Origin of the sequence: Bartonella gliris (assembly GCF_045277155.1) — a bacterium.
GTDB classification, from domain to species: Bacteria; Pseudomonadota; Alphaproteobacteria; order Rhizobiales; family Rhizobiaceae; genus Bartonella; species Bartonella gliris.
The window spans coordinates 1466382-1486344 of record NZ_CP123962.1 but is presented as its reverse complement, the minus strand read 5'-3'; the positions used below and the strand labels follow the sequence as shown (position 1 = coordinate 1486344).

Here is a 19963-nt window from a genome sequence, read left to right as displayed (position 1 = left end):
TTTTATGACCCACAATTCATATAATTTCAAATCATTGACACAAAACGATCTAGAGCATTCTTCAAAAAAGCACAGCAGTCTATGGCATCCTTTCTTTTTGTTTCGCTATTTGCCCCCGACAGCACTTTCTCTTCTCATAATTGTTCTCTTTTTTTGCGCTGGTTTTGTCATTTTTTCTGAAAAAACCGAACAGCTTCAACCACCAAATCCATTGCCGAAAGCAGATGCAATCATCGTTCTCACAGGGGGAGAAAATCGAATAGAAACAGGACTGGATCTCTTACAACAAAGGCTTGGTTCACGACTGTTAATAAGCGGAGTAAACACAACAACCAATCTCAAGAAACTGAAGCATAGTACGCATATTACCCCACAGCTCTTTACCTGCTGCGTCGACATTGGACATAAAGCGATTAACACAAAAGGAAATGCTGAAGAAAGTGCTGCCTGGATCAAAAAGCACCGTTATCAAACAGTTTATATTGTCACGCATGATTACCACATGTGGCGCTCTCTGCGTGAGATTAAATATCTCATGCCTGAGGTAAATTTCATTGCCTATCCCGTAAAAAAGAACGACCTTGAAAGCACAATACAAGAGATCAATCAAATACGCCTTCTTGCATTCGAATATATTAAAACGATCGAAGTATATATCAGAACCGCATTTTAATCTTTACACATCAGTTTTCTGAAAGTTTGCCACAAGCAGCACCATCTCTCTTTGCCAACCCAAATGTTACAACAGGCACTCGAAAACATTCATGAAAAGGCATTTTTACGCTTTTCTTCAGTGTTCATACGCAATCCCACTTGTAATATGCAAAGGAATGGTTTTGATTCATTCTAAGAGGAATTGGCTTCCTCCCCACCCTAAAAGATAAAGGTTTTTAACCTCCTCCGATTTTTTTAACAATCCAGCCTCTTGTCTAAGAGGTTCAACCTTCTAACCACACACCACAATTCACTCTATGAAGCGCGACAAGCAGTCCTTACCCTAAATAGTTCACCACACATTCTCAAAATACCTCATGTAGAAAACTTTACACAAGCCTTATATTACCACTCTAAACGATGGTGTTTTATCACTGCACCCCAAAAAGACGCTGTTTTATGACACAACGGCTAACTTAACATTTTCCGTATCTTTTATTTCCAATTTTGGCAAACTGCGAACAATTTTCATTGTTTCCAAGCTTACCGTAATAACCCGTTGAAACAATTCCAATGGATAAGCAGGATTACCCACCGTCTCAACAGCATAGTGATTGGCATCATTAACAATCCCGCTTGCTTTATCCGTTTTGACAACCTGCCGCTCCATAACCCATTCAAGAGCAGGCCTACCATTGACCACATACTCATAAGCTTCAAGAGGAATATTCTGCATCGTGATATGTGCATTATAAATCACTGTACTTTTGTCAATAGCACCCCGCTTACCAGCAAATTTCATCGCTTCAACACGGTAGAAACGCACCTCATCAGAAATTATCCAAGTGCGTGGATCACCCTGTTTATAGGTAACAGGATATGGCTCAACCTCTTCATAATTCATATGCAAATCGCCAAGCTTTCGCCCCGCTGTTACAAAAGCCCAAAAATCCTCTACCTTTTTAACTGTTGGAATACGTGGCAATTCTTTAGACAAATTATGCGCATAACGTGCACGATAATCCTCAGAATGCAAGATCCCATAAACATAATAAAACAAATCATCCTTTGTTATCGTTTCACTAGGATATGCTGCCTTAAAATAGGCCAACCCTTCATCCGTGAGAGCATCACGCCGCTGCAAACCAGTTTTTTTGCTTTCCTCTGCAAAATTTGCAAACAAATGAATCTGATCTTCCTCTTTACCTCCTAAGGATGAAGCATCTTCATAAACATATCGTGGAAAACATTGACTACTACCATCCATCATATTTAAATCCGGTAAATCTTTAGTCATCAAGACAGAAAAACCGCTTCTTGCTCCAGTTCCTGTAACTTGTATCACTTTATTTTCAACCGCTTTCTCCATTGGGAATATACATGGCATTTGGTAAACGCTATCATTAAGAGCTCGATTATAATAAAGCCACTGTTGTGTAAAAGGACGATACAAACTTTGCGTTAAGCAATCTCCCTCAAAGTTAAAAGACCTTCCTTTTACGAAATCTTGTTTGAGAGAATAATTCCAACTGATCTTTTTAGAATCTGCGTTAATAAAATCGTTCACGGCATTCGCACGTGCCTTGCGATCAGAATGTGCATAAGTATTATTAAAACGCTGGATTTCACTATTATAAAAAGCAATCATATTGCTCATACTCTTTTCTAAAGCTTCACGGCTTGAATTATATGCCCAAGCATCACGACTAGTTTTTACACCACAAGAAAAGTTTTTAAAGAGCTTTTTATCACTGCCCTTCTTATCACCTAATGCTAAAAATTTTTCAAAATCACTGTTGCGTTGATCCAGCCAATCACCGTGCTCATCTGGTGTAATCATCTGCCAACCGTGTTCACACTTGATACCGCCAACACTACCCAACTGCTGAAGTTTAGATAATTTCTCTTTTGTCGTGAAATTATCACCAATATCGTAATAGTAAATTTTACAAGGCTCCGTGACATTTGGATTTTTGATAAACAATGTCACAGCAATTCCTGTCATGCTTCCACTTCCGAAAACATTTTGCCCTTCTTGAGCACGCCCTTGGCTCAACATATTTTTGCGAATATCACCCCGCAAATTGAGAACATAAATGCTCGAGAATTCTTCATTCAAATTTTTTCTGAGACCATCCATTGCTAACTTTTCAACATAACCAGAACCAGTCACAAAACCAATAACACCACAGTCTTTTATACGATCACTTGCCCAGCGAATAGCACGAATATAACTGTCATAAAGTCTATTAAAATTGCTCGCACTAGATTGAGCAGCATAAGTTTCACGAATGCGACGATCCAATTTAGGATAACTAATATTTTTCGCATTGTCATTTTCACTTTTTTGCCCAAAAGAATAAGGGGGATTGCCAACAATAACACGAATATCCAGTTCCTTCTGGCGTGAGCGACGTGTGCTGTTATCCACCAGCAAATCACTGATCAGGTCTTTTTCTTGCTCATAAAGCTGGAATGTATCGGTTAAACAAATTCCCTCAAAGGGAACATAATCTCCCCCCATCAGACCATGATAGGTTGTCTCAATATTAATGGCTGCAATATAATAAGCTAAAAGCACAATTTCATTGGCATGAATTTCATGACAAAATTTATGCTTCATCTCCTCTGGTGTAATCAAACCCGATTGTAAAAGCCGCGTGATAAAAGTCCCCGTTCCTGTAAACGGATCCATGATGTGTATACCAGATGAGCCAAGCGTTTGCCCAAATTCTTGCTGTAAGATATCATTAACAGAGTGCAGAATAAAATCCACAATTTCAACGGGGGTATAAACAATACCTAGTTTTTCTACAGTACATGGAAAAGCATAACGAAAAAACTTATCGTAAAGCTCTATAATCAACCTCTGCTTTGCTTTTGGATCCGTAATGCCACTGGCGCGTAATTTTACACTTGCGTAAAATTTCTCAAGATCTTTAGATTCCTTATCAAGATTGGCCTCATCAAGTACATCAAGCATACGCTGCATAGCACGCGATACCGGATTCTCACGTGTAAACTGATACCCTTCAAACAACACCTGAAAAACAGGACGCGTGATAATATGTTGTGCCAACATCTCAATCGCATCAGTCTCTGTAATCGCATTATTTAAATCATCACGCAATTCTGCCACAAACCTGTCAAAGGCTTGACGCGCCTCAGTGTCTGGCTCTGCCAGAATACCGGTTAAGCGCGTGATATGATTCTTGGCAATCTCAGCAATGTTGCTTGCCCAATCTTCCCAATAATCACGTGTCCCACATTTCTTAACGATCTTTGCCAAAATCGCACGAGAAAGTTCATCCACCGAGAAAGAAAGCTGCCCTTCTACTCTCTCTGTAAGAGTTAAATCATATTCCGGTGTCCCAATGCCCGCTCGTGCCGGTTGTGAGCGAACCGGAAGATTGTCTACAACAGCTGTAACAGCTTGTAACTCCGTGTCTGTGTGACACCAATAATCTCAACCACATTACTGATATTTTGCCCTAATGATGCCTTATTAATCGTCGCATCAAAGCGATCATCATGCGCACGCAAAGCATTTAAAATTTGCCAAACAACCCGATATTTATCATTGTTGTTCAAAGCCTGTTCCACTGGAATCCCAGAGGGAATACCGATTGGCAAAATGACATACCCCATCTTTTTGCCCTCAGACCGACGCATTACCCGCCCAACCGCTTGCACAACATCAACCTGGCTCTTGCGTGGATTTAAAAACATGATCGCATCAAGAGCCGGAACATCCACCCCCTCAGACAAACACCGTGCATTGGTCAAAATACGACAAACATCCTCACCGCTATCAGCTTTCAGCCAGTCAAGTAATGCACCACGATCCTTCGCATTGAAAGTGCCATCAACATGCTCAATTTCACACTTCAGAAATGGCGCGTTTTCGGTATTCCCTTTCGTATAATCAAGATATTCTCTAACAACGGCAGAAAATTCATCCCGGACTAATTCAGAACTTTTAATAGTCTTACAAAACGCTAAAGCACGACGCATGGGGTGTGGATCTGCCCCAACATCAGCCTTCAGATCTTGTTTTGTCAGCGCCTTATAACAGGCCAATAATCTTCGTTGCATCATCAAGAACAAGCTCAGACTGGTCATCACTAAGACGCTTCTGAACAGCTGAACTGATCAATTTTTCATCCACTGCTAAGACAATAACCTTATAATCTGTTAAAAGATCATTCTGTACTGCCCATGAAAAGCCCCGATAAAAAAGTGTTTTACCAAAAAGCTTTTCATCATCCATCGAAGCGAGAACAATATTAGCTTCATTCGCGCGACTTTTTGCGTTATCACCAAAAATACGTGGTGTCGCTGTCATATAAAGGCGCTTCTTGGCACGAATAACATCATTGGAATGCACCTTGACAAAATTGGATTCATCCTCTCCAACTAGCGTTGCCCCTGTTGTACGGTGCGCTTCATCACAAATGATAAGATCAAATATTGGCAAACCATGATTTTTCTGTGCATCCGCAACAACCTGAATCGAGTGATAGGTTGCAAATACAACGCTCATCCTATCTGCAACACTCTTACCCGCCTGTTCTGCAAGTTTAGCAGCATCGGTTGTCGCCGGAAAAGCAAGATCAAACACATCAATTTCAGCAACATCATCACTACTTTTACGACGCTTTCCCACTTGTGTATCGGAACAGACAGCAAAGGAGCGCAATCCGATTTCTGCATCCGTTGTCCATTCACGCACCGTCTGTGACATCAACGCCAAGGAAGGCACAAGAAACAAAACAAACTTGCCTTCACCCGCTAAATCCTCAGCAATCTTAAGACTGGTAAATGTCTTACCAGTACCACAAGCCATAATAAGCTTACCCCGATCAGCCTCAGCAAGCCCCGAACGCACAAAACGCAATGCCTCCAATTGATGGGAACGGATTTTCTTTTTATCCTCCAACACAACTTTGCCCTGTGCTGCAAAAGTTTCCCAACGGATCGGACTTTGTTGTATATTGGAAAGACCAATCCGTATAACGGGAATATCCTGCCCCCGTATCATTGTTTCAGCGTTATCACTCCAAGCACTTTCAGTACTATCTATAATCACACGCCGCTTGAACGGAGCTTTCCCTGATGCTGAAATAAAACTATCAATATCTGCTTTTCTAATCCGGTAGGCTGCATCATAAAATTTACATTGGATTGCCGCAAAACCCTCTTCATCACGAATCTTTGCCACAAGATCGATACCGGTATCACGACCATCCCAATCATTTTCATGAGCCCAATCTTTAAAGGTTTGAACCTTTTCATACTGTTCAAACTGGAGAGGATCATGTGTCAGATAAGCAAGAGCAAAACGCTCAAAATATGTACCTTTGTCTCGTTCGGTACGCGCCTCATCACGATATGTCTGTAAAAGCGATTGTAGCGTCATGCTTTCCCCCCCAATAAAAAAAAACATCTCTCACTATCGGGTCTGAACAAATTGGTCAATGCCTATTGTTCCACCTAGAAGACTTTAGATGACTCGCTTTACTGAATGAACTAACTATTGACAATGGAATATTACACGCAGCAAAAGAGTAGAATCTGCTCTTCCCCCATCTCTGATAAAGATCACCTAATAACCCACTAGAATCTGGAAATTTATTTCACTACTTTGATGAGATTTTTTTTTAATGTTTATCTATTGAAAATAGTTCAAGCTCATACTCTGGAGGTACTCAACGCAATAAAAGGATATCGTAACACCAATGACCAGCTATACCGATACACATAATAATGAATGTAGCAATTAATATTCCCAGCAATATAAGCTCATAAGTGTGTTCATCTAGTCCTCCATACGGAAGCTAGGATTTCTTAGAGGAACCTATGTCTCCAGCGCATAAAGCGATAAGGAATCCAAAACCAAACGTTACCGAGACTAACACCCCTCTTTTTGCCATACTTTGCCATACAACTTGTGAGAAAAAACCGGTTTACAAATAAACAAAAGGAAAAGAAAAACTGTGTAGATCAACACGCCTCGTATACCAGTTTATTTTTTCGATATAAGCTGTTTTTCGTTTAAACTTGCTTCTTTTTTTGTCTTGCTTGTTAACAAATATACTCTCCACTTCCTCCCTCCTATTTTTAGGTTAAAACCCTAAAGCTACCGCGCCTCATATTTTGTATAACCACACAGTACAACGAAAATTTATTCATGATGCGTTGTGCCGTAAAATTTTATCCTTTTATCTGAAGAATATAAAGCACGCTCCATTTAACGAATGGAGCATTTTCTAAGACAGAGCGGCAAATAATGCTAAACTTTCCCCATCTACGTTTCTCTTCATAAACACTTCATACAATGACAACCATGAACCCCTGCAATTAATAATGTAATAACGCCTAATCGCGTGAGAGAGCAACAACAGGATCAAGCCGTGAAGCTTGCCGTGCTGGTGAAAAACCAAAACATATTCCAATGAGGGTCGAAAAAGTAAGGGATAGGATCATCGACTCAATCGTATAAATCAAATGGATAGGCGCTTTAAACAAAAGAAACAAACCACCGATAGAAAGTCCAAACAGGATTCCAAAACCACCACCAATGACACAAACTAAAATCGCTTCAATTAAAAATTGCTGCAAAATATCACTCTGTCGCGCACCAACAGCCATACGCACACCGATTTCATTAATTCGTTCAGAAACGGTGACAAGCATAATATTCATCACCCCAATACCGCCCACAATCAGCGAAATAGCTGCAATGGAAGATACTAAAAGCGTTAAGATATGCGTACTCTCCATGATACGTTCACGGAAGAATTCTGAATTTCTAATGAAAAAATCTTCCTCACCATGCCGCATAATGAGAAAATGTTTTATCATGGTTTCCGCTAAATGTGAATCGACATCATCAGCAATCCTAACAGTAATCGCACGCACCTGTGTTGTTCCAAGAAAACGCGTTTGCACTGTTGTATAGGGTAAATAAATCTGCAATGTATTCGAGACGCCCCCATTTGCATTATTTTGTGAATCCACAATACCAATAATACGCGCGGGAACTTGCCCCACATACACTACTTTTCCAAGTGGGTTCTCATGGCTATGAGGAAAAAGAACAGAAAGTGCATCTTTTTCGATCACAAGATCAACCGCCCGATCATGCACACTTTTTTGATCAAAAAACTGTCCTTTGAAAATTTTGAGTCCCTGTGTCTGAAAGAATTGTTCTCCCACGCCTATAATCACAGCATTCACTTCAACTGCACCAAAGCGTACTGTTGAGCTTGCCGAAATCTGAGGTGTTACACCAAAAACATAGGGCAAACCAGAGAGAGCTTCCGCATCCGCTTCAACCAAACTGGTTATTTTCTCTGCTTGTGGATCAGAAAAACTTTTGCCTGGAAAAATTGTCAATGTATTAGCACCCAAACTTTTAAAATTTTCCAGAATTTTCTCTCGTGTACCATTCCCTAAAGCGACCATAGCAATAATCGCTCCAATACCGATAATCACCCCAAGCATTGTTAAAAAAGTTCGCATTCGATGTGCATTCATTGCCAATAAAGCCATAACAAATGCCTCCCGAAACCGCTCAGCAAAAGAACGAAAAGAGCCAAGCTGTTGTTTGATTTTTAGCTTTTGTTTTTCATGAAAAGATTGACTATCTGTTTTTGTTTTTGCACCCACAGCTCTTTTTTTTGCAACCTTTGTCACATTGTCAGCAATAATTTCTCCATCACTGATTTCGATAATACGCTCTGCTCTTTTTGCCACCTGCATATCATGGGTTACAATGATAATAGTGCGCCCTTCCTGATGAAGCTCATCCAAAATACGCAACACTTCCTGTCCACTTTGTCTATCTAATGCACCAGTTGGCTCATCAGCAAGAATAACCTCCGCATTATTCATGAGAGCACGAGCAATAGACACACGTTGTTGCTGACCACCTGAGAGTTGATTTGGGTGATGATTTACCCGATCCCCCATATTCAAACGTGTTAAGAGATCCCGTGCACGTTTTTTTCTCACTTCCGGTGCACAGCCCGCATAAATAGCTGGAATTTCGACATTGCCTAATGCTGTTAATTCATTCAACAAATGATAGCGCTGGAAAATAAAACCAAAATGATTGCGCCGCAAAGCCGACAATTCATCAGCAGAAAGGGAGGCTGTCTCTTTCCCTGCAATCCAATAACGACCAGAATTTGGTCGATCAAGGCAACCTAAAATATTCATCAACGTGGATTTTCCTGAACCAGAAGCACCCACAATCGCTATCATCTCACCACGCTTAATAGTAAGATTAATATTTTTCAAAACAGTAACAAATGTTTCACCCGCAGGAAATTCACGTACAATATTTTCCAACACAAGGACAGCATCTGCTTTCTCTGTTTTCATGTCTTAAATCTCATCTTCGCTATGTTCATCAGAAGATTCTGGCATCACTCCATCACGCGATCCTGTGATAACCACATCACCTTCATTAAGTCCTGAAACAATCTCTGCCATCACCTTATTATTCAGTCCAACGGTCACCTGTTTTGCAACCACCTTGTCTCGCCCCTCCAAAACAGAAACCCATGCTTTATGCTCTTTTGTCTCATCCCGTAAAGCATCACTTGGAACCAACAAGACATTTTGCGCACGCCCTAAGATAATATGAACTTGAGCAGTCATATAAGTCCGCAAAAAATTGTCCTTATTATCAACATGTAGAATTCCATTATAATAGATTGCTGAAGATACTAAAGAACTAGAACCACCTACCATACCGGGATTAATACTCACATCCCCGCGAATTGATTCAGGGGCCGGCTCTACTCTTTCTAAAGTTCCCTCATAACGACGCTGTGAATTACCTAGCACCGTAAAATAAAGAGATTGTCCAGCACGCACTTTAAGAATATCGGCTTCTGAGATTTGCGCTTTGACAGTCATTTTTGACAAATCACCTAAAATAACAATTGTCGGCGCTGACTGAACCGCATTAACATTCTGCCCTTCCTCTACAACCGTTGCTAAAACGGTTCCCGCTGAGGGAGCAGTTATGCGTGTGTAACCTAGATTGACCTCTGCACTTTCCACATCAATTTGTGCTTGTGTAATCTGCTCACGAAGCTGTGCAATTTGCGCCTCACGTATCTTCACTTGTGTCGCAGCATCATCAAGGTTAGCGCGTGAAATCGCACGTGCTTCGATCATTTTGTTCTGACGTTCTAAATTTTTCTGTGCAAGAGAAAGATAGGCTTCTTGTTCTACCAGATTGGCATAATAATGCGACAATGCCGCTTTTTTTCTTTTCAGATCATTTTCCTGATCTGTAGGATCAATTTCTGCCAAAAGATCCCCTTCTTTCACAACACTGCCTGGGAAAACATGCATTGACACCACACGCCCTGTAGCGCGCGCGCCAACAGCAACCAACCGATAAGGACGCACAAGACCAGAAGCCAAAATACTTTCCTCGATATCACCACGCTTTACTACTGCTGTCATATAATTCGGCGCAGACGTTCCAAAAAACACAGAACGTAACCACAACAGAAAGACGACAAAGAACAAAGTTGCTAAAAATAGGAAAAGTTTTTTGCGTTTCATAATGAAATTTTTGATTAAACTTTTTTTCATTGTCCTACCTTCGTGCGCTAACCGGTAACACCATCAACTATTTCTGGACGTGACACATCAACTACGCCATCCCAACCACCCCCTAACGCCTTCATAAGCGCAATATATTGAGTCGCCAAAGAAATACGACTATCTTTAAGCGCCATTTGTGACGAATAATAGGAGCGATCAGCATTTAATAATTCAAGGAAACTCGTATTCCCATTTTCAAAAAGGCGCTGTGAAAGTTTTAAGGAATGTAGAAAAGCCTCATTCGCAACGATAAGTTTTTCTAGACGCTGGCGTTCTTTTGTTAACCTTATAAGCGCATTTTCTACGTCTTCTAAAGCCTCTAACACAGCAGCGCGATAAGCAATAAAAGCTTGATCGCGCTGCGCACGCGCTACCGCAACAGAGGCCAAAACCTGTCCCCCACTAAAAAGGGGAAAACGCAGACCAGGTCCAAAAGACCAACCAATTGTTGAATTTTTCCATAATTGTCCAATTGTCGCTGCCGCTGTTGAAATATTACCGGTCAAAGTGAGTGATGGATAGCGATCTGCTTCACGCTGCCCAATTCGCGCCGTAGCTTGCGCATATTGGCGCTCTGCCCGTTGTAAATCGGGACGTGTTAACAAAATATCGGCGGGAATTCCTGCTGGTATCGGCCAGCGTGGTTGTGGAATCTTCGCGTGCCTAGCACTCTTTTGCAAAAGATCCTTCAAAGCTGTAGGAACACGACCGGTTAAAACAGAAAGACGATGAATGCTCATTTCCAAATTCGCTTCCATCTGTGATATATCTGCTTCTGTATTTGCCATCTGCGCTTGCGCATTTGAAACATCAAGCTCTGAAATATCACCCGCTTTTAATTTAGCACGCATCAATTCATAAGTTTTACGCTGTGATAAAGCAATTTGCTGCACAATCAACAATTTCTGTTGCCAACCGCGCACTTGGACATAATTTGTTGCCACATCTCCTAATAGTGTTACCATTGTGGCACGCATATCTTCTACTGCCGCGTCAAAACCATAACGTGCTGCTTCAACCGCCCGCTTATGCCCACCAAAAAGATCAAGCTCCCAACTTGCATCAAAACTACCACGATATTGGCTTAAAGATATATCAGATTGTCCAGAACTGCGCGTTCCTGAAATTGCATTTGACACATTTGGCAAAAGAGTTCCCACAACTTGCCCTAAACTCGCACGCGCTTCGCGAATCCGTGCTTTAGCAATGGCAACACTATTATTTCCAGAAATCGCGTAATTTACTAACGCATTTAAAACGGGATCATCCAAACGCCGCCACCATCCCGCAAGCGCAACCGGATGTCCAGACGTCTGCGCAGACTTTTGTCCCCAACTTAGCGGAACACGAAAAGATGTTTTATGATAATTAGGACCAACCATACATCCTGTTAGTATAAAAAAACACAAAAAAGCACTATATAAAAATATACTATAGGCAATATACTTTAGATTTCTGAGTTGCATCCATTCTCCCACATGTTTGCAGAATCAACTGATTAACATTTTATTCACTATGTTCTTATTTCAAAATTACTTTGAAAAATCAAATACAGTTTGCACTGGAACATGATCTGAAGGCTTATCCCACCCCCGCGAGCTACGAAAAATCGAAATATCAACAACAAAATGCACTAAATCTGGAGAAGACCAAATATGGTCAAGCCGGCGCCCACGGTCAGCAAGCGCCCAATCGCGTGCACGATAACTCCACCATGTGTAAAGCTTGGTAGGAACAGGAAAATGTCTGCGCATCAGATCAACCCACCCACCTTGACAGCATAAAGCTTGTAAACGCTCAGTTTCAATTGGTGTATGGCTTACAACCTTCAACAATTGCTGATGAGACCAAACATCTTCTGGCAAAGGAGCAATATTCAAATCACCCAGCAAAAGAGAAGAGAGACCATCTTCCTGATCGGCACGGATAGAAGACATTTCTTCCAGAAAATCAAGTTTGTGACGAAATTTTTCATTCACATCAGCATCAGGAATATCACCGCCAGCGGGAACGTAAAAGTTATGAATGCGCATGTCCCTGCCATAGGCTTCAACAATAACTGAAATGTAACGACAATCTTGCTTTTTACAAAAGAAACGTTTTTCAACACTCTTAAAAGGCAAACGTGAAACAATTGCCACACCGTTGTAAGATTTTTGTCCACTCAATGCGATATGCTTATACCCCGCTGCTTCAAAAGCCTCATACGGAAAGAGAGCATCTGGACATTTTGTCTCTTGTAAACACAAAACATCTGCAGCAAAAAGTTCCAAATACTGAAAAACCTGCGCAAGACGCAAACGAATAGAGTTGATATTCCAAGTAGCGATACGAAAGAACATTCTTTTCAATTCCGATGATAGACACCACACTATTTCTTAGCGGGAAGAGTGAACATACCATCAGCAAAACGAACTCCTGTGCGCACATTCATGATTTGAACAGTTGTTTCCAAATTCTGTTGATCAACAATAGTCCATTGCCGTAAAGCATAGTTTTTAGAATCAAAAACCATCCTTATCTGCCCTGCCCCAATGCTTTTATCACGCAGAACAATCGTCACCGCTCCTGGATCTTCACGAAATGCCAATAAACGCCCTGATGATACATTAATTTTATCATCTAACAGAAACTTCATCGGCGTTTGAAAAAGCTGTGAAAAACTCCAAGTATTCAGAGCGCGATTGTTAATGCCCACAAATTGACCATCTGCAATGATCTGTAAAGGTATTTTTTTGTAAATAAAACGAATTTTTCCTGGACGCTCTAAATAAAATGTCCCTTGGGACATTTTTCCCTTTGGACTAAACTGAATAAAATCGCCTGTCATTGTTTTAATTGCTGCAAAGTGATTGGCAATATTCTGCGCCCGTGCCACTTTATTAGATGATTGCGAAAAAGCAGGAAAAGTTAAGCAACAAAAGACAATGATTCCAACAAATCCAAAGATTCTTCCCCTAAAGGTTCTTCTTTGTGGTAAAAAAAACGTTCTCATAAAAATGCTCCCAAGCAGTACAGTTTTACCCTTCAATGAAGTGGCAAATACTGAATAAATACCCTCCTTTAAAAAAGAAAGATATTGTTTGAAAAAACTATCAAGAGATTTTTATTTCAAAAGCGTTCTTCTTCAGCAGGCACTAAAATTTCTCGTTTGCCCGCATGATTGGCTGGACTAATAATACCTTCTTCTTCCATACGCTCAATCAATGAAGCGGCCCGGTTATAGCCAATACCTAAACGGCGTTGAATGTAAGAGGTTGAAGCCTTACGATCACGAAGAACAACAGCAACAGCTTGACTATAGGGATCATCTTCTGAAGGTGATGTGAAGGAAACATCTTCCGTATCCTCTGCAATCTCTTGCGTAATGGTTTCCAAATAATCAGGCCGTGCTTGCGCTTTAAGGTGCGCCACAACTTGCTCCACTTCATCATCGGCCACAAAGGGCCCATGAACACGCTGAATCCGCCCACCTCCCATCATGAAGAGCATATCTCCTTGTCCCAATAATTGCTCGGCCCCCTGTTCACCAAGAATTGTTCGGCTATCAATTTTTGAACTCACAGAAAAAGAAATGCGTGTGGGAAAATTGGCTTTAATCGTTCCAGTAATCACATCCACCGAAGGACGCTGCGTAGCCATAATCACGTGGATACCAGCGGCACGCGCCATTTGCGCTAGGCGTTGAACCGCTCCTTCAATGTCTTTACCAGCAACCATCATCAAATCGGCCATTTCATCAATAATGACAACAATATAAGCCATAGGACTGAAATCGAGTGTTTCCGTCTCAAAAAGGGGCTCACCAGTCTCGCGATCAAATCCAACTTGGATTGTCCGCGCCATTGTTTCTCCCTGACTTTCTGCTTCCCTAAGACGCGCATTAAATCCATCAATATTACGCACACCAAGTTTTGACATTTTTCTGTAGCGCTCTTCCATTTCACGCACAGCCCACTTAAGCGCAATCACAGCTTTTTTAGGATCTGTTACTACAGGTGTTAACAAATGTGGAATGCCATCATAAACTGAAAGCTCAAGCATTTTCGGATCCACCATAATGAGACGGCATTGTTCAGGTGTCATCCGATAAAGAAGCGACAAAATCATTGTATTAATGGCAACAGATTTTCCCGACCCTGTTGTCCCTGCTACCAAAAGATGCGGCATTTTTGCCAAATCAGCGATAACCGTTTCACCACCTATTGTCTTGCCTAAAGCAAGCCCTAGTTTTGCTTTGCTCTCTAAAAATTCTTGTGCTTGCAAAATTTCCCGTAAATAAACCATCTCACGCGTCGCATTAGGCAATTCTATTCCAATCACGTTGCGTCCTGGAACCACCGCAACACGCGCTGAAATCGCACGCATCGAGCGTGCAATATCATCTGCCAGACCAATGATACGAGAAGACTTAATGCCAGCAGCGGGTTCAAATTCATACAAAGTCACTACCGGACCAGGACGCGCCTCAATAATTTGCCCCTTGACTCCAAAATCTAACAAAATCCCCTCAAGTTCCTGAGAGTTCGCTCTTAAGACAGCAGGAGAAAGTTTTATATCCCTCGCAGTTGGTGGAGCAACCGAAAGATACTCCAAAAGTGGAAGAAGAAAACCATCATTTGACGAAGCCGTTAAAGGCTTGAAAACACGACTTTTCAGGGGAGAAGCGGACGCCTTATCTTGAGACCCCTCACATTTTATTTTTTCATCAAAGAAAATTGGTTCAATCCGATCAAAAGACTTTTCTTGTTTTTTAGATTGATTTTTGAAAGAGAAAAAACGAAAAAAACGCGCTTGTAAACAATAAAAAAGATGTAAAACAGCTCCCAAAGCTGTAGCAAAAAAGCTTTGCGGTACTTCATCTGTAGCATATTCTGTCTCTTCTGACACATCGAAGACGGGATCCACGATTTCGTCCTTCCGAGCACTTTTCGCTTTCCTTTTATTTGTCTTGCGCCGCCACACCACATTGCCAGCAAAAGCAGCCAACAGAAAACCTAAAACGGTAAGAGCAACACCCAAGAGCACATTCTGAAAAGAAGAAAGAGGGACAGGGAAGATTAAAGAAGCGGCACTTAAAACTTTATCACCCAAAACCCCCCCCAACCCCATCGGCAATGGCCAGTACGTAAAAGGAGCAACAGGTGTGATAAGAGCAAAAGAAATCAAAAAACAAATCGTTGAGACCAACCACAAAAAAAAGCGAAAAATCAAATTGTGGATATCTTTTTGTGCCAGCAAAAGAAACGACCAAAATAATGGAGGCAACAAAACACCAAGACTTGCTAAACCGAAAAATTGCATGAAAAAATCTGAGAAAATTGCACCTGGCCACCCCATAAAATTTGTAATCTCACTTGTACTTGCATGCGTTAATGAGGGATCTGCAACATTCCAAGTTGCCAAAGAGAAAACGCAAAAAACAATGAAACCCAAAAGCCCAAGCCCAATGAAAACACCAATCTGACGCAAAAACATTTCAATAAGCGGCGAACTTTGAGAGTTTTGCGCTTTTAATGAATTATAAGGAGAAGAACTTTGGTGCATCCATCAATTCCAAATACAAAACCTTCGTATTAAAAAGTTATAAAATTATGACCGCAAAATATTAATACAGCTTTAACCATCGCAATTATAACAATTCCCTTATAATACTGTATAAAAACTGATATTGAAAAAAGATACCTCTTTCGTTTAAGAGCGAACAAACTACGAAAAATGGAAAAAAGCATTGTGTATTCTGATCTCAATAAAGATTTAAAACCCAATCAAAACATAAAACAATGCGATCTCCTCATTGCAGGCGGTGGGGTTGTTGGTCTAACACTGGCAATAGCGGTCAAACAAGCTGCCTCTGATCTGAAAATCAATATCGTTGATGCTACTCCTCAAAAAGAACTCCCTGCTTCCAATATACGAGCATTGGCTCTTGCTGCTGCTTCTATTCGTATGTTGAAACAATTACAATGTTGGGAACATATAAAATCCTATGCCCAACCTATTCATTCAATGATCATCACCGATGCATACACAAATGATCCGGTCAAACCAACGCTTTTAACCTTTGAAGGAGATGTTACCCCCAATGAACCCTTCGCCACTATGGTGGAACATAAAGAGCTCATCAGTGCTTTAAAAAAGCGGGCAAAAGATCTGGATATACCTTTCATCGCAGACATGCGTGTTATTGATTTTCATCAAGAAGATCAACATATGACTGTCACTTTAAGCAATGAAGAAATTTGGCAAACAAAATTGCTGATTGCAGCCAATGGGGCACATTCAAAATTACGCGAAAAAGCAGGACTTAAAAACTCTTCTCATCCTTATAAACAAACAGCAATTATCTGCACGATTGAACATGAAAAGCCCCATCATGGCCAAGCAATCCAACATTTCTTACCTGCTGGCCCTTTTGCTCTTCTCCCTCTCCAAGGAAACCGATCAGCTGTTGTATGGAACGAACACCATAAAACTGCACAATATTATCTCAAAGCTGATGCTCTTATTTTTGAAACAGAAATCGAAAAACGCATTGGTCACCGATTGGGAAAACTCTCTTGGAATGGGGAACGCCAAGCTTTTCCCTTGAAGCTTTCTTTAACACGTCAATGTATTAAACCGCGTTTTGCACTCATTGGCGATGCAGCGCACACAATCCACCCCATTGCAGGACAAGGACTCAATTTAGGATTACGCGATAGCGCCGCTCTAGCCGAAGTCATTATTGAAACAGCGCGCTTGGGTCTTGATATTGGCTCCTTCATTGCTCTGGAACGCTATCAAAGCTGGAGACGTTTTGAAATTGTACGCATGGCCCTGAGCAATGATTGGCTTAATCAACTCTTTTCCAATGATAACCTTCTCTTGCGAATGCTCCGCAATGTCGGCCTTGGAATTGTCAATCAAACGCCCAAAATGAAACAATATTTCATTCAGGAAGCTTCCGGACTTACCCCTAATGCCCCACGTTTATTACACGGATTCCCACTCTAAGTAAAAAATATAGCATCGTACTTTTTACAAATTATGAACGAATTGCTCTTATCAAGATACCCCCTTTGCCCATTCTAAGTAGCACCGCTTGGCATGATATATTCTGTTTTGTCTTACATATTTGCACGGTTAAGCATATTTTGACATATGTCAAAAAGGTTTTCGGAAAGAACAAAACTTATAATCACAAGAAACGAAGCTTTAAGCTGCACAGTCTTACTTTATAAATCTGTAGCAATACATCGATGAATTCGCACAGCATTAACGTTTATTATTGATAGAACTTCTCTAGTCAGGTGTATTGTTAAAATGCCCACATTTTTCTAGAGCCGAGTTATATACGAAGATAAAATTGCCCATAATTTACACTACCACGGTGCGTGATAATCTATGCATTGCAATCTCCCCTCTACCACCCTATTCAAGAAAACAAACAGAGCCTAGAAAATGATCTGTTTTTTTCGACTTTCAACGCACTCTTTACATTGATGCACATCATCAATTTTGGTGAAAAACATTTCAAGACGTATCATAGAGCCCATATCAAAACCAATCACAGAGAAATTTTATTTTCTAAGACATTCTCTCATCTAAACTGCACGAATGGTAAGAAGATAAAGCTAACACCTGATATAGAAACCTCATAAGGAAAGATATCAGACCAAAGCATCAAACTGCTGCTCTACAGATCAGCACTGTAAACACATAAGGGCATGGGTAAACAGCACACTTCTTGGCTTGAATACACTCTCCTTCGCGTTCCATACGGCTTTTATTCAACCACCCTTTAACGCACCAGCTCAGTGTTTTGACGCATCATATTGCAAAAAAGGACACACTTCCTTTATCTCTCGATATCCTCATATCTTCCAAATATTGCCTCTGTGTTATGTTACACTTCTAGTTCTTCAAGCGCATAACCATTTTCCAACCATTCTTTAATCCACTTAGGTTTACGCCCACGTCCATTCCATAATTCCCATTGGTTATTGGGATTTCTATAATGACGCTCTTTACTCACAAGATCGGCAATATCAATTCCATGTGCATTGGCAATTTCAAGAATTTTTCGCCGTGCATTCTGTTTCTCCCTTACTTGCCGTTTTTTCAATTCTGCATCGATTTGGATGCGCATTTCTTGTAGCTCATCCAGATTCATGTTTTTGAGGTCATTCACTTTATCACTCCCCTTGCAAAAAAGAATTGTGCTTTGCCATATTTTAAACACAATTATAGACAATTGCTGCCTACTTATTATCGAAATTAAAATCACGAATTATATCACTTTCACGGAGTTGTGCTTTGAATCACGAAGGGTTGCATATTGGTATCTCAGTTGCCACCGCCGTATCCTTTTTCAGTTCGAACGCTGAAATTGGTAATCGGAGTGCGAACACTTCATTGCACCTTTCTGACTCTCATGAAACAGCGCTTAAAAGTGGATATAAATCGCCATTTTATAAAATATGGCAATCTTTTACAAAGAACAAGCCCTCTACGCATAACAATAGCGCAATTTGTTCTAACAATAAGAAGCACTCTCACATACAATGGATTTGTGCTTTATGTAAGCCATACCCAGAAACAGGGAAAGCTGTAGAAGACTACGTTACGCAGCCAACCGCAATGAATCAACAGAGAAAACTATGGTTTAGATGCAATCTGTCTTTTTTAAATCCCAGTGATCGTAATATCGGCTGGCGTTATACATTCCGTTTCGTCTTACATGTTTGCGCAGTTGAATGCATGTTGACATACATCAGAAGCGTTTTCGAAAATAACAAAATCTATAATCACAAAAAACAGGATTTTGGATTGCGCAATCTCGCTCCACAAATCTATAGCAATATAGTGTGGAAACGCTTGGAGAGCCTCTGCAGCATTGACGTTTATTTTAATAAATTTTCTTTTCATCGGGTGTGCTGCTAATGACCGTTCCAAGCTTCATGATGCTCGCAGCCGCATGCGCGCCCGCTATTCATCCTGCAACACTTTCAACGATTGTTATGCAGAAATCGCAGGGTCATATCTATGCAATAGGCCTCCACAATGATCAAAAACTCTCATACCAACCCTCCACATTTAAAGAAGCAGTCGCAACAGCGGAGCAGCTTAAGCAAAGTGGTCATAATTTTGACATTGGTTTAGGGCAAATCAACGTCAAAAATTTGGAATCGCTTGGTATGTCTCTCTCTGACTTATTTGATCCCTGCAAAAATCTCAAAGCTGTGCAAACTGTTCTGACGCATTGCTATAAACGTGCCGTGTCGAAATACAGCTCTGAACAAACTGCATTACAAGCTGCTCTAAGCTGTTACAACACAGAAAACTTCAAGGGCGGTTCTACCAACACCTATGTGCAAAAAAATGCTTCGTATGTTGAGGTAAAAGTTCCTGCGCTTTTAGATCAAGAATCGCAAGAATCTATACAGATTCATACGGGGGAAGCAGAAAAGACAATTAAGACAGAGCTTCTTTCTACCACTTCGGAAGAAGTGCCAGATGCCTTTACACATAAGGCAAGTGGTGTTCGCGATGCTTTTAAAACAGGAGATTCTCTCCATTTGGAAGATAACAAGAATGGCGGTTAATGCACTTAAGTTACGGATTAGAACTGCAATTTTGATAGGATATAATGATGAACAGTAGATAAAAGAATATTAAAGCTCTAATTAGTAAGGTT

General features: G+C 40.8%; 10 protein-coding genes and 1 pseudogene. 3 read left to right on the top strand and 8 right to left on the bottom strand.

The window, feature by feature from the left end; translation table 11 throughout:
- The first annotated feature begins 4 nt into the window (after positions 1–4).
- Complete coding sequence (locus QHG54_RS06630; protein WP_406604068.1) at positions 5–673, top strand: YdcF family protein; 669 nt, start codon at positions 5–7, stop codon at positions 671–673.
- A gap of 438 nt (positions 674–1111) precedes the next feature.
- Here the strand turns inward: QHG54_RS06630 and QHG54_RS06625 are convergent.
- The 7 genes and pseudogenes from QHG54_RS06625 to QHG54_RS06595 form a co-directional block, all read right to left on the bottom strand.
- Positions 1112–6073: pseudogene (locus QHG54_RS06625) on the bottom strand (DEAD/DEAH box helicase).
- A 959-nt stretch (positions 6074–7032) separates the two neighbouring features.
- Complete coding sequence (locus tag QHG54_RS06620; RefSeq protein ID WP_317993932.1) at positions 7033–9042, bottom strand: MacB family efflux pump subunit; 2010 nt, start codon at positions 9040–9042, stop codon at positions 7033–7035.
- 3 nt (positions 9043–9045) lie between these two features.
- Entirely contained in the window at positions 9046–10272 is a 1227-nt protein-coding gene (locus QHG54_RS06615) for an efflux RND transporter periplasmic adaptor subunit (RefSeq protein ID WP_317993933.1), read from the bottom strand.
- 17 nt (positions 10273–10289) lie between these two features.
- The gene (locus tag QHG54_RS06610) at positions 10290–11750 is read right to left on the bottom strand and encodes an efflux transporter outer membrane subunit (protein WP_317993934.1); all 1461 of its coding nucleotides are present in this window, start codon (positions 11748–11750) and stop codon (positions 10290–10292) included.
- A 66-nt stretch (positions 11751–11816) separates the two neighbouring features.
- Positions 11817–12626: an exodeoxyribonuclease III gene (locus QHG54_RS06605; RefSeq protein ID WP_317993935.1), complete on the bottom strand. Its 810-nt coding sequence runs from the start codon at positions 12624–12626 to the stop codon at positions 11817–11819.
- 29 nt (positions 12627–12655) lie between these two features.
- Positions 12656–13279, bottom strand: a complete 624-nt coding sequence (locus QHG54_RS06600) for an outer membrane lipoprotein carrier protein LolA (protein WP_317993936.1) — start codon at positions 13277–13279, stop codon at positions 12656–12658.
- A 116-nt stretch (positions 13280–13395) separates the two neighbouring features.
- Positions 13396–15831 (bottom strand): DNA translocase FtsK, encoded by a 2436-nt coding sequence (locus QHG54_RS06595; RefSeq protein WP_317993937.1) that lies wholly within the window; start codon positions 15829–15831, stop codon positions 13396–13398.
- Between the two features lie 186 nt (positions 15832–16017).
- Here QHG54_RS06595 and QHG54_RS06590 point away from each other — a divergent pair, with 186 nt between their 5' ends.
- Positions 16018–17280, top strand: a complete 1263-nt coding sequence (locus QHG54_RS06590) for a ubiquinone biosynthesis hydroxylase (protein ID WP_406604541.1) — start codon at positions 16018–16020, stop codon at positions 17278–17280.
- 892 nt (positions 17281–18172) lie between these two features.
- Here QHG54_RS06590 and QHG54_RS06585 read toward each other — a convergent pair.
- Positions 18173–18457 carry an H-NS histone family protein gene (locus QHG54_RS06585; protein ID WP_317993938.1) on the bottom strand — a complete coding sequence of 95 codons (285 nt, stop codon included), beginning with the start codon at positions 18455–18457 and terminating at the stop codon, positions 18173–18175.
- A gap of 751 nt (positions 18458–19208) precedes the next feature.
- On the opposite strand from QHG54_RS06585, the gene QHG54_RS06580 reads away from it, so the two are divergent.
- Positions 19209–19871 (top strand): lytic transglycosylase domain-containing protein, encoded by a 663-nt coding sequence (locus QHG54_RS06580; RefSeq protein ID WP_406604067.1) that lies wholly within the window; start codon positions 19209–19211, stop codon positions 19869–19871.
- The last annotated feature ends 92 nt before the right edge of the window (positions 19872–19963 follow it).

Bases quoted from the DNA above. Each gene is read 5' to 3' on its own strand.
- QHG54_RS06630 (WP_406604068.1), top strand. From the start codon at position 5: ATGACCCACAATTCATATAATTTCAAATCATTGACACAAAACGATCTA.
- QHG54_RS06620 (WP_317993932.1), bottom strand. From the start codon at position 9,042: ATGAAAACAGAGAAAGCAGATGCTGTCCTTGTGTTGGAAAATATTGTA.
- QHG54_RS06615 (WP_317993933.1), bottom strand. From the start codon at position 10,272: ATGAAAAAAAGTTTAATCAAAAATTTCATTATGAAACGCAAAAAACTT.
- QHG54_RS06610 (WP_317993934.1), bottom strand. From the start codon at position 11,750: ATGCAACTCAGAAATCTAAAGTATATTGCCTATAGTATATTTTTATAT.
- QHG54_RS06605 (WP_317993935.1), bottom strand. From the start codon at position 12,626: ATGTTCTTTCGTATCGCTACTTGGAATATCAACTCTATTCGTTTGCGT.
- QHG54_RS06600 (WP_317993936.1), bottom strand. From the start codon at position 13,279: ATGAGAACGTTTTTTTTACCACAAAGAAGAACCTTTAGGGGAAGAATC.
- QHG54_RS06595 (WP_317993937.1), bottom strand. From the start codon at position 15,831: ATGCACCAAAGTTCTTCTCCTTATAATTCATTAAAAGCGCAAAACTCT.
- QHG54_RS06580 (WP_406604067.1), top strand. From the start codon at position 19,209: ATGACCGTTCCAAGCTTCATGATGCTCGCAGCCGCATGCGCGCCCGCT.